General features: G+C 69.8%; 11 protein-coding genes. 8 read left to right on the forward strand and 3 right to left on the reverse strand.

The features are described 5' to 3' along the window. The 5 genes from ABTW95_RS35160 to ABTW95_RS35180 all read left to right on the forward strand — a co-directional run. On the forward strand, positions 1-333 hold a 333-nt coding region (locus tag ABTW95_RS35160; RefSeq protein ID WP_500228578.1), incomplete at its 5' end, for a hypothetical protein. Positions 334-1,087: 754 nt separating this feature from the next. Further along, complete coding sequence (locus ABTW95_RS35165) at positions 1,088-1,957, forward strand: helix-turn-helix domain-containing protein (RefSeq protein ID WP_396445450.1); 870 nt, start codon at positions 1,088-1,090, stop codon at positions 1,955-1,957. Continuing rightward, on the forward strand, positions 1,941-2,150 hold the full coding sequence (locus ABTW95_RS35170) for a DUF397 domain-containing protein (protein ID WP_396445449.1): 210 nt from the start codon (positions 1,941-1,943) through the stop codon (positions 2,148-2,150). The genes ABTW95_RS35165 and ABTW95_RS35170 overlap by 17 nt, the downstream gene beginning before the upstream one ends. Then, entirely contained in the window at positions 2,143-2,355 is a 213-nt protein-coding gene (locus tag ABTW95_RS35175; protein ID WP_396445448.1) for a DUF397 domain-containing protein, read from the forward strand. The genes ABTW95_RS35170 and ABTW95_RS35175 overlap by 8 nt, the downstream gene beginning before the upstream one ends. Before the next feature lie 172 nt (positions 2,356-2,527). After that, on the forward strand, positions 2,528-3,319 hold the full coding sequence (locus ABTW95_RS35180; RefSeq protein WP_500228579.1) for an SAM-dependent methyltransferase: 792 nt from the start codon (positions 2,528-2,530) through the stop codon (positions 3,317-3,319). A gap of 679 nt (positions 3,320-3,998) precedes the next feature. Here ABTW95_RS35180 and ABTW95_RS35185 read toward each other — a convergent pair. Together ABTW95_RS35185 and ABTW95_RS35190 are read right to left on the reverse strand one after the other, a co-directional pair. Next, positions 3,999-4,187 carry a rubredoxin gene (locus tag ABTW95_RS35185; RefSeq protein ID WP_396445446.1) on the reverse strand — a complete coding sequence of 63 codons (189 nt, stop codon included), beginning with the start codon at positions 4,185-4,187 and terminating at the stop codon, positions 3,999-4,001. Between the two features lie 21 nt (positions 4,188-4,208). Next, positions 4,209-5,393 carry an alkane 1-monooxygenase gene (locus ABTW95_RS35190; protein WP_500228580.1) on the reverse strand — a complete coding sequence of 395 codons (1,185 nt, stop codon included), beginning with the start codon at positions 5,391-5,393 and terminating at the stop codon, positions 4,209-4,211. 154 nt (positions 5,394-5,547) lie between these two features. On the opposite strand from ABTW95_RS35190, the gene ABTW95_RS35195 reads away from it, so the two are divergent. After that, a complete protein-coding gene (locus tag ABTW95_RS35195; RefSeq protein WP_500228581.1) occupies positions 5,548-6,138 on the forward strand; it encodes a TetR/AcrR family transcriptional regulator in 591 nt (196 codons plus the stop codon). Positions 6,139-6,150: 12 nt separating this feature from the next. On the opposite strand, the gene ABTW95_RS35200 is transcribed toward ABTW95_RS35195, so the two are convergent. Next, the gene (locus ABTW95_RS35200; RefSeq protein WP_396445443.1) at positions 6,151-6,744 is read right to left on the reverse strand and encodes a TMEM165/GDT1 family protein; all 594 of its coding nucleotides are present in this window, start codon (positions 6,742-6,744) and stop codon (positions 6,151-6,153) included. 375 nt (positions 6,745-7,119) lie between these two features. On the opposite strand from ABTW95_RS35200, the gene ABTW95_RS35205 reads away from it, so the two are divergent. Both ABTW95_RS35205 and ABTW95_RS35210 read left to right on the forward strand, forming a co-directional pair. Then, positions 7,120-7,932: an SAM-dependent methyltransferase gene (locus ABTW95_RS35205; protein ID WP_500228582.1), complete on the forward strand. Its 813-nt coding sequence runs from the start codon at positions 7,120-7,122 to the stop codon at positions 7,930-7,932. Positions 7,933-8,097: 165 nt separating this feature from the next. Next, complete coding sequence (locus tag ABTW95_RS35210; RefSeq protein ID WP_500228583.1) at positions 8,098-10,608, forward strand: LamG-like jellyroll fold domain-containing protein; 2,511 nt, start codon at positions 8,098-8,100, stop codon at positions 10,606-10,608. Positions 10,609-10,719: the final 111 nt, after the last annotated feature.

Genomic DNA, 10,719 nt, shown 5'->3' on the forward strand with positions numbered 1-10,719 from the left:
GGCCTGGATCAACGAACCACCCAAGGACGAGAAAAAGGAGAACAACCAGGCACAACCCGCAGCCTGAGCTGTCTCAACGAGTTTGACAGGCTCCGTGCCGTCGAGGCCGCGTGGGTGAGTGCGTTGGTGGCCAGTTCGGAGACGGCGAGTCTGGCGTCTTCGATCGAGTCGGTGGTGAAGCCCAACTGGCACATGGTCACCGCGACGAGGGAGCGCGCGTGGGAGGCGGCGCTCGGGTCGCCCGGAAGTTGGAAGGCGCAGGCGCCGCCGGCCGGGATGTCGGCGGGAGCACCGGTCAGCATCGACCGCTCCTGCTCAGCGCTTTCGGCATGATGTGGCATCGGCGGCACCTACCGCGGCCTCGGGAGGGCCTGCGAGCGGACGAGTACTTTCCACCGGTACACCACGCAAGCCTGATGGAGTCTCGGTCTTCATCGGCGGTGTGCTGCGGCCGGTCATCCCGCGGTGTGCGCAGGTCCAGGGAGTCGAGCTGTCGGCCCAGGTCGGCAGGCGTGTTGCCCTCGACTATTCGGGCGGTGCCGTCCTTGGTACGGATCAGGGCCCAGTAGCTTCCCGTGAACTCGCCGAACCAAATCGTCGAGTGCGGGTACCGGCCACCGAGTTCGGCGACGGTCTCGTCGGGGTCGAGGCTGGACGTCGTCCACAGTGCAGGCGCCGAGGTAGGGGGCACTGAGGTTCGCTGTTGCTCCTGTGCGAGGACGGGGCCGCGCTGCTTAGCAGGTGGCATCGCCGGTACGGGCGAAGGATTCGTACGATCATGCATGGGTTGGACCTCCAGCGTCCGATCAAGGTCTCGGGCCGGTGTGGCAGCACCGGTCCGAGACCGCCCGACCTTCCGGGCAGGTGGCCCCTGCCCTGGAACCCGGCCAACTCCTCGCTGCTCAGCCTTCGAGCGAGCCGCTTGCCGGCTGATCACCTAAGACGCGTCCACGACTACAGACCGGAGTTGGCCGCTCACCATGATGCGCTGAATCCGGTTGACTGTCTATGCACTTGTTCATTTTCTAGTGAGCAACATCGCTGAAGTCTGCACTGGATCTCGAATGTCATGCCAGACTTGGCGACCATGACGTCCGCGCAGAGCCCCACAGTGAGACACCGTCGCCTGGCTCGACAGCTCCGCACGGCCCGCGAGGACTCCGGCCTCTCCATGGAGAGCGCCGCTGCCGCCCTGGGCTGGAGCCGCCCGAAACTCGTTCGCTTCGAGACAGCCAGAACGAGGCCGAAGCCGGCGGATGTGGAGGCGATGCTCGACCTGTACGGCGGAGCTGAGGCGGTCAAGCTCGCGCTCATGCAGCTCGCGAGGGACATCCGCAAGCGGGGCTGGTGGTCGGCTTTCGGCGACGTTCTGACCGGCTCTTTCGCCGAATTGGAGGACGACGCCGCCAGCATCCGCAGCTGGCAGGTCCAGTGCATTCCGGGACTGCTCCAGACCAGCGACTATGCGCTCGCCCTCATCCGGATCGGCAGCCCCGACGACCCAGAGGACGTCCTGCTCCGACGCCTTCAAGCCCGTATGGCCCGCCGCGCCCTTCTGGAGCGGCGGAACGCACCGTCCTACACCGTGGTGCTCGACGAAGCGGCGCTCAGGCGTCCCGTCGGCGGCCCCTGGGTCATGGGCCGGCAGCTCGATGCTCTGATCAACACGGCGCAGAAGCCTCATGTCAGCATCCGCGTGGTACCGGCATCGGCCGGGGAGCACGCTTGCATGGACGGCGCCTTCGTGATCCTCAGTTTCGCCGCCGACCTCGATCCCGATGTCGTCTATTTGGAGGGCATGGGCGGCGAGATTTACGTCGAGGATGTCGGCCAGGTGAGCCGCTGTAAAGTGAGGTTCGACCGCCTTTGCGATCAGGCGCTCTCTGAAGAGGACTCGATGGCGCTGGTCGCCGAGATCGCCAGGGAGTATCAGCAGTCCGATGAATCCCCTCACTGACCTCTCGCAAGTGCAGTGGCGCAAAGCCAGCCGGAGCAGCAGCACAGGGAGCGACTGCGTCGAGGTCGCAGCCGTTGGAGACGTCATCGCCGTCCGCGATTCCAAGCTTCCTGAGGGCACACCGGTCTTCATCGACCGCAGGACGTGGCGGGAGCTGACGCAGCGAGCCGCTAGTGGTGAGTTCGATGCCTGAGCCGGTGAGGGTTCAGCTCGCACGGGCTCGTTGGCGCAAGGCGACAGCTAGCCAGGGCAGCCAGGGTTGCGTTGAGCTGGCCCCGCTCCCGGGTCTGGTCGCCGTCCGCGACTCCAAAGATCCCGAAGGTCCGATGCTGGTGTTCGAGCGTGCTCAGTGGCGTCTTCTGGCCGAGCGGGTCGGCAGGGGCGAACTCGATCTCTGAGGTGCCGGGTCCGTGGCCGGGGCTGGACGGGGCGAAGATCGGGTGCGGGACGCGGAGGGCGGCTACGGTTATCTGACCGACAACTGCACTACGGGATCGGGAGCGCATGGTGGCCGCCGAAGATCGTGAACCGCCTGTCGAGATCCGTCACGACATACCGGCCTCGGCACGGGTGTACGGATGGGCGCTGGGCAGCAAGGACAACTACCAGGTCGATCGCGACTTCGCGCTGAAGACCGCGCCCGCCTTCCCCGAGTCGATCGACATCTGCCGGCAGAACCGGCTCTTCCTGTACCGGGCGGTGCGGTACCTGGCCACCGAGGCCGGGATCCGCCAGTTCCTGGACATGGGGTGCGGGCTGCCCACCGACAACAACGTCCACCAGGTCGCCCAGCGGTTCGCGCCCGACGCCCGTGTCGTCTACGTCGACATCGACCCGATCGTGCTGGCCTACGGCCGCGCGCTGCTCGCCGGGGACGGCTCCACCGCCATCATCCACGCCGACTTCCGCGACCTGGACGCCGTGCTGAACCACTCCGAAGTCGAGCGCCTGATCGACTTCGACGAACCGCTGGCGGTGCTGTTCCTGTCGGTCGGGCACCACCTGACCGACGCCGACGACCCGCGCGGCATCGTGCACACCATCATGGATCGCGCGGCCTCCGGCAGTCACCTGGCCTTCTCCCAGGTCGTCTGCTCCGACCCCGACCGCGCTGCCGAGCTGAACGCGCGCATGAACGGCGCCGGCATCCCCTGGCAGAACCGCACCCGCGAGGAGGTCGGCGCGCTCCTGCTGGACGGGCTGGAACCGGTCGAACCGGGGCTCGTCAACCTGCTGCACTGGCGCCCCGACCCCGACCAGCCGCCCCTGCCGCCCGTCCCCGAGGAGCTCTCCCAGTTCGTCGGCGCCTCCAAGATGGGACGGGACGTCTGCGAATACGGCGGCATCCTGCGCAAGCCCTAATCAGCGTCCCCGGCTCGCCACATGACGCGCCCTTGAGGCGGGTCCTTCAGCCTCCTCGCGGGCGGCGTGCGTCCACTGGAGGGCCTCGGTCCGGTAGCCGCACACCGGAACGCTTCTCCAAGCCGTCCCGCAAGGCGGCGGGCATGCCGGACGAAAGCACGCCGCGCACCACGTCGCCGGGGCGCGCTCGTCATGCCGCCGAGCAGAGCGAACGTCGCGCATCCGTGGCGGCGGGGCATGTCCCACAGGCGGTACTCGGTGAAGTGGCCGGACGGCACGCAGGGCAGCGATCCCTCCCTGGCGTCGAGGGGTTTCCCGCGGACGACCCGCTAGGGGCCCGGACGGTCGCGGTCGCCACGGGATGCGCGGGGCGTCCGGTGACCAGGCCGGATCGCGCCCGTGGCCCTCATGGCGGCGGACCTCCCCGGCACGCGGGGTCGCCCGCACCCTCGGGGCGCACGCCGCCGGCGACGGCCACACCGCCCGCCTGCGGGAGACGCCCCACGAGTTCCTCGCCTCCCGCGGCAGCTGCCTGGAGACCGCCAAGCGGCTCGCGCTCCACAAGAACAGGGCCGAGGAGATGCGCGGCCGCCCGGTCGGCGGCGGCCGCCTGGAGGCCCCTCCGCTCCCGCGCGCCGCCGGGCGGCGCGCTGGAGCGGAGCCGGGCGCGGACCGGGGGTCAGGCGCGGGTCCGCTCGACCATCTCGAATCCCGACTTGCTCATCTGGCAGTCCGGGCAGCACCAGTCATCGGGGATGTCCTCCCAGCGCGTCCCGGGCGGGAAGCCCTCCTCGGGCCAGCCCTTCGCCTCGTCGTAGATCCAGCCGCACCCCTGGCACTCCCAGATCTTGAATTCCCGCTCGTCCATGTCGGAGCCCCTTCGTCCGTCTCAGCCGGCGGCGGCGCCGTACCGGGCCAGCATCTTGCTGCGCTTGGCTGGGTGGATGTTGCAGCGCGTGATGTCGCCGTCGTAGTGCTCCAGGAGCCTCCGGTCCATGGTGCGGAACCACCACACCGGCACCAGCGCCCGCACGATCATGGAGGCGTAGCCCGCCGGCAGCTGCGGGGCCTCCGGGAAATGCCGCAGCATCTGGTAGCGGCGGCCGGGGTAGGCGTGGTGGTCGGAGTGCCGCTGCAGGTTGTAGAGCAGGACGTTGGAGGCGACGCGGTTGCTGTTCCAGCTGTGCTCGGGGGTGGTGCGCTCGTAGCGCCCGGCGGCCGTCCGCTGCCGCAGCAGCCCGTAGTGCTCCAGGTAGTTGACGACCTCCAGCATCATGAAGCCGAGGACGGCCTGCAGGACCAGGTAGGGCAGCAGCCCGGGGCCGAAGGCGAACGCCAGGGCGCCGAACAGGGCGGCGGTCGCCAGCCAGCCCTGGATCATCGCGTTGCGCGGGCTCAGGGCGCTCCTGCCCTGCCGGGCCAGCCGCGTCCGCTCCAGCCGCCAGCAGGACCGGAGGCCGCCGAAGACCGTCCGGGGCAGGAACCGGTAGAACGACTCGCCCATGCGGGCGCTGGCCGGGTCCTCGGGAGTGGCCACCCGCACGTGGTGGCCCCGGTTGTGCTCGGCGACGAAGTGGCCGTAGCCGGTCTGGGCGAGGGCGACCTTGGCGAGGAAGACCTCCACCTTCTCCAGGCGGTGCCCCATCTCGTGCGCGGCGGCGATGGCGATGCCGCCGATCGTCCCGATGGTGGTGGCGAACCCGATCCGGTCCACCACGGACATCGATTCGCGCATCAGGACCGCGCAGCCCACGATCAGGGACGCGTACTGGACCGGGATGTAGAGGACGTTGGCCCACATGTAGAAGCGGTCCTTCTCCAGCCGCTCCATCGCGCTCTCGGGCGGGTTGGTGGGGTCCTCGCCGAAGAGCCGGTCGAAGAACGGGAAGACGACGAAGATCGCCATCAGCCCGAACCACCAGAACAGCCGCAGCCCCGTCAGGCCGACCAGCCCCCAGGCCGCGAGCGGCAGCGCCGGGACCAGCAGCCCGAGCAGCCACAGGAAGCGTTTGGGATCTCTCCAGGTGTCCGCGGCGCTCACCGAGCCGCTCGCATCGACGCCGACGGTAGCCATCAGGCCATCACCCGCCTTACATATTTTGGAAAGTTGTCCAGAAGTTAGACAGGTAGCCCAATAACTGTCAATGATGATGTACCTCACATGGCGGGCCCAGGGGCCGATCCGCCCCGCAGGCCGTTGCCCGCCGGCCGTCTAGGATGACGGTGAGATGACGCCTTACAGACAGTCCGTCCGCTCACTGCTCCGCGAGCGCCTGCTCGACGCCGCCTACGACCTGGTCGCCGCGGACGGATGGGCGAAGATGCGGATGACCCGCCTGGCCAACGCCGCGGGGGTGAGCAGGCAGACGGTCTACACCGAGTTCGGCTCCCGGGACGCGATCGGCGAGGCGCTGGTGCTGCGCGAGGAGGAGCGCTTCCTCAACGGCCTCAGAGAGGAGCTGGACGCCGACATCGGCGACCTGCGCGCGGCCGTCGCCGCCGGAGCCCGCTTCATGCTCCGCCAGGCGGCCGAGAACCACCTGATCAAGACCATCCTGACCAGCACCCACAACGGCAACGAGGAACTGCTGGCACTCCTCACGACCCGCTCCGACCGGCTGGTGCGCACCGCCGAGATGTGGCTCGACGCCTACGTGGCCGAGACCTGGCCGATGATCGACCCCGCGTCCAGGAGCCTCGCCATCGAGACCGCCGTCAGGCTCACCATCAGCCACATCGTCCAGCCCGCGGCCTCCGCCGAGGAGACCGCCGAGCGGGTGGGCGAGATCGTCGTGCGCGTGGCGTTCCCCTCGCGCTGACTCGGCGTCCCCCTACGTGGACGCGCCGGTGAAGGCTTCGATGAGCGTCCAGACGGCCAAGCCCGCCATGCAGAGGCCGCCGATGCGCTGCACGATCTTCAGCGGGACCCGCTTGGCGATGAAGCGGCCCGCCAGCAGCGCCAGGGCCGACACCGACATCAGGGCGGCGGCCGAGCCGATCGCCGTGGGCAGCCATCCACCGGTGGCGGCCAGGTTGGCGGTGGTGATCTGGGTCAGGTCGCCCCACTCGCTGATGAAGACGGCCGTGAAAGCGGTCGTGTAGGACGGCCAGAAGCGGGTGATCGCCCGTCCCGCCAGGTCCTCTTCGTCGTCGTCCCCGCCGCCGCGCATCAGCATGACGGCGCCGAAGGCGAACAGCGCCGCCGACACCAGCTTGACGGCCGTGCCCGGCAGGAGGCTGAGCAGGCTGCCCGCACCGACCGCGATCGCGACGTGCACGATGAACGCCGTGGACGTCCCGAACCACACGTACAGCGGGCGCATCCGCGTGCCCATCGCCAGCGAGGCGAACATCGTCTTGTCGGGCAGTTCGGCGAGGAAGATCAGCCCGAAGGCGGTGAGGATCGCCAGGGGATCCAGAGTCATAGGGCGGAGCCTTCTGCTGGGGCCGGGCCGCGTGCTTCGCTCGGCGCCCTCGGCGGGCGACGGGAGGACCACTCGGCCCGGCACGACGGGAAGCCCGCACGGTTGTGCAGACCGGGTCATGCCGGCCGAAGGTCTCGTCCGCCCACCGGACCGGCGGGCCCGATGGCCGGGACGCCATAGGACGTCCAGCGTGTCGACCAGCGGTGTTACAGGACTACTCCCCTTCGCCGGCCACCGAGTGTAGCCGACGCCCGGCAGGGCGGCCGGTCCGATCGTCCTTCTGCGCCGCGGCGGGCAGCGTCAGCCCGCTGACAAGCCGTGCGGCGCGTGCGATCATGAAGGGCGTCCCGGGCCTCCCCCCGCAAAGGTGGCGTAATGAGCACCGACGGCGCTTCTCCCCCGCCCTACGACACGAGCACGCCTTCGCCCGCGCGGATGTACGACTACTTCCTCGGCGGCAAGGACAACTACGCCGTGGACCGGGAGGCCGCCGAGCAGGTCAAGGCCGCCGTCGGCGAGATGCTCTGCCACGCCACCGTCTGGGAGAACCGCCGCTTCCTGCAGCGCGTCGTCCACTACCTGGCCGAGGCGGGGATCGACCAGTTCATCGACCTCGGCACGGGGCTGCCCACCCAGGGCAACGTGCACGAAGTCGCCCAGGAGGTCATCCCCGAGGCGCACGTCGTCTACGTCGACAACGATCCCATCGTGCTCGCGCACGGGCGGGCGCTGCTGGCCACCAACGCCACGACGACCGTCATCACCGCCGACGCCCGGGAGCCCGACACGATCCTGGACCACCCGGACCTGAAGGCCCTCATCGACTTCTCCCGCCCCGTGGCCGTCCTGTCGATCGCGCTGTTCCACTTCATCACCGACGAGCACGATCCGGCGGGCATCGTGGCGGCCTTCCGGAAGCGGATGGCCCCCGGCTCCTACCTCGCCCTGTCGCACCTGACGACGGACGGCACGCCCGCGGAGGAGCTGGCCCGGGTGGAAGAGGTGTACCGGAGGGCGACCAGCCCCATCGTGTTCCGCCCGCCGGAGCGGATCGCGGAGTACTTCGCGGGCTTCGACATGGTCGAGCCGGGGCTCACCCGCCCCTGGAAGTGGCGCCCCGGGTACGGCCCGGCCGGGCCGCAGACCGACTCCCTGTACGCCGGGCTGGGCCGCCTGCCCGCCGCCTGACGGTCCACCGCACCGCCGCGCACCGCCTGATGGCGCTTTTTGCCATGCCATAGGGGCAGATCCGAGAAGGTTCGCTCATAATATTGCAACTTCAATCTAAAATGCTCATGCTGGGGCGGCGAAGGCCATCGACGGCTTCGAACGGATTGGAGTTGTCCGTTGCGTGTGCGTCGCCACCCACCCTCCAACCCCCCATCCAGAGGACGAGCCTCGCTCGGCACCGCCCTGCTGGCCGCGCTCGCCGCGGTCGCCGCGGGCGCGGTCGCGCCGCCGCCCGCCGCGGCGGACGCGTGGCAGCCCAAGACGCCCCCGCTCACCACCCCCTGGACCCACGAGGTGGGTCCCGGCAACGCCCTTCCCGACTATCCGCGCCCCCAGCTCACCCGGAGCAGGTGGCAGAACCTCAACGGCCTGTGGCAGTTCGCGGACGCCGCCCCGGGCGAGCAGCCGCCCGTGGGCAGGGACCTGGACGAGCGGATCCTCGTCCCCTACCCGGTGGAGTCCGCGCTCTCCGGCATCCAGCGCAGCGTCCAGCACATGTGGTACCGGCGCACGTTCACCGTGCCGCGCAGCTGGAGGACGCACGGGCAGCGGCTCGTCCTGCAGTTCGGAGCCGTGGACCACAAGGCGACGGTCTACGTGAACGGCCGCCGGGTGGCCGCGCACACCGGCGGCTACAACGCGTTCTCCGTGGACGTCACCGACGCCCTCAAGCCGGGCGGCGCGCAGGAGCTGATCGTCGGCGTGGACGACCCCACCGACATCGGGCACCAGGCCGTAGGCAAGCAGCGCAAGCCCGGCGACGGGATCTTCTACACGCCGGCGTCCGGCATCTGGCAGACCGTCTGGATGGAGCCCGTGGCGGCGGCGCACATCACCGACCTGGCGATGACGCCCGATCTGAAGGGCGGCGAGCTGAAACTCACCGCGCGGACGTCCGGGACGTCCGGCGCCACGGTGGAGGCGGTCGCCTACGCCGGGCACCGGCCGGTCGGGCGGGTGACCGGCAGGGCGGGCCGCGAGCTGTCGCTCCGGGTGCCGAAACCGCACCTGTGGACGCCCGACGACCCGTACCTCTACACGCTGAAGGTCCGGCTGCGCGACGGACGCCGGGTCACCGACACGGTCGGCTCCTACTTCGGCATGCGCTCGATCAGCCTCGCCAAGGGCGAGGACGGCAAGACCCGCATGCTCCTCAACGGCAAGTTCGTCCCCCAGGTCGGCACGCTCGACCAGGGCTACTGGCCGGACGGCATCTACACCGCCCCGACCGACGAGGCGCTGAAGTTCGACCTGGCCGCGCACAAGAAGCTCGGCTTCAACATGGTCCGCAAGCACATGAAGGTCGAACCCGACCGCTGGTTCTACTGGGCGGACAAGCTGGGCCTGATGGTGTGGCAGGACATGCCCGCCATGTTCGGCGGGCACAACCCGTCCGCCGACGACAAGAAGCAGTTCGAGGACGAGATGCACGCCATGGTGCGGCAGCACGGCAGCCACCCGTCGGTCGTGATGTGGGTCCCGTTCAACGAGGGCTGGGGCGAGTACGAGCCCGGACGGATCGCCGACCTGGTCAAGAGCTGGGACCCGAGCCGCCTCGTCAACGCCGACAGCGGGGTCAACTGCTGCGACTCGCTCCCCGACAACGGGGAGGGCGACATCTACGACGACCACACCTATGTCGGCCCCGGCTCGCCGCCCATCCCCGGCGGCGGGCGCGCGAGCGTCGCCGGCGAGTACGGCGGTCTGGGCCTGAAGGTGGACGGCCACATGTTCGACCCGGCCGGCAGCTTCGCTTACGAGATGACGCCTGACTCGTCCACGCTGACGCGCCGCTACACCGAGGTCCAGGACAAGGTGCGCACGCTCGTCACCAAGTGCGGCCTGTCCGGGTCGGTGTACACGCAGATCACCGACGTGGAGAAGGAGGTCAACGGCCTCTACACCTACGACCGGCAGCAGCTGAAGATGGACGCCGCGCAGGTCCGCGAGGCGAACCGGGCGGTCATCGACGCCGACCCGTCGTCCGGCGGCGGCGAGCAGCCGCCGGGCACGCCGGGGCTGGACGGGGTGAGCTTCTACCCGTTCGACGAGGGCTCCGGGACCACGACCGCCGACGCGGTGGGCGACCACGACGGCACCCTGGTCAACGGGCCGCAGTGGACGACGGGGCACTCCGGGGCGGGCCTGCTGTTCAACGGCTCGAACCAGTTCGTGGACACCGGCGCGGCGATCCTCGACACCACGGGCAGCTACAGCGTGTCCGCCTGGGTGAAGCTCGACCGCCTGGGCTCGTTCGCCACGGCCGTCAGCCAGGACGGCCCCACGAACAGCGCGTTCTTCCTGCAGTACTCCGGAGCCGACGACCGGTTCGCGTTCAGCTTCGCCGGCGTCCGCGCGCTGGCCCCCGAAGCGCCGCAGACCGGGCAGTGGTACCACCTGACCGGTGTCCGGGACGCCGCGGCCGGGACGCTGACGCTGTACGTGAACGGGCAGCGGGCCGGGAGCGCGGAGGCGTGCCTCGGTGACGCGTCCACCGGGCACACAGTGATCGGACGGGCCGAGTTCGGCGGCGCGCAGGTCGACTTCTGGCCGGGCGCCATCGACTCGGTGCGCGTGTTCGACCGCGCCCTGTCGGCGGCCGAGGCGGCGAAGCTCGCCGAGTCCGGCGAGTAGCCGCACACGAGGAACACAATCGAGTAGGAGGGCCGGGTCGCCCGGCCCTCCTCTCACACCACCGGACATGCGGGCCCGCATCCGGCGGTTCGTCAAGCCGTTGATCTGAGC

Source organism: Spirillospora sp. NPDC127506, assembly GCF_040302145.1.
Classification (GTDB): Bacteria; Actinomycetota; Actinomycetes; order Streptosporangiales; family Streptosporangiaceae; genus Spirillospora.

Excerpts from the sequence above, each read along its gene's own strand:
- ABTW95_RS35175 (WP_396445448.1), top strand. The coding sequence starts at position 2,143 with ATGCCTGAGCCGGTGAGGGTTCAGCTCGCACGGGCTCGTTGGCGCAAG.
- ABTW95_RS35205 (WP_500228582.1), top strand. The coding sequence starts at position 7,120 with ATGAGCACCGACGGCGCTTCTCCCCCGCCCTACGACACGAGCACGCCT.
- ABTW95_RS35165 (WP_396445450.1), top strand. The coding sequence starts at position 1,088 with ATGACGTCCGCGCAGAGCCCCACAGTGAGACACCGTCGCCTGGCTCGA.
- ABTW95_RS35195 (WP_500228581.1), top strand. The coding sequence starts at position 5,548 with ATGACGCCTTACAGACAGTCCGTCCGCTCACTGCTCCGCGAGCGCCTG.
- ABTW95_RS35170 (WP_396445449.1), top strand. The coding sequence starts at position 1,941 with ATGAATCCCCTCACTGACCTCTCGCAAGTGCAGTGGCGCAAAGCCAGC.
- ABTW95_RS35200 (WP_396445443.1), bottom strand. The coding sequence starts at position 6,744 with ATGACTCTGGATCCCCTGGCGATCCTCACCGCCTTCGGGCTGATCTTC.
- ABTW95_RS35190 (WP_500228580.1), bottom strand. The coding sequence starts at position 5,393 with ATGGCTACCGTCGGCGTCGATGCGAGCGGCTCGGTGAGCGCCGCGGAC.
- ABTW95_RS35185 (WP_396445446.1), bottom strand. The coding sequence starts at position 4,187 with ATGGACGAGCGGGAATTCAAGATCTGGGAGTGCCAGGGGTGCGGCTGG.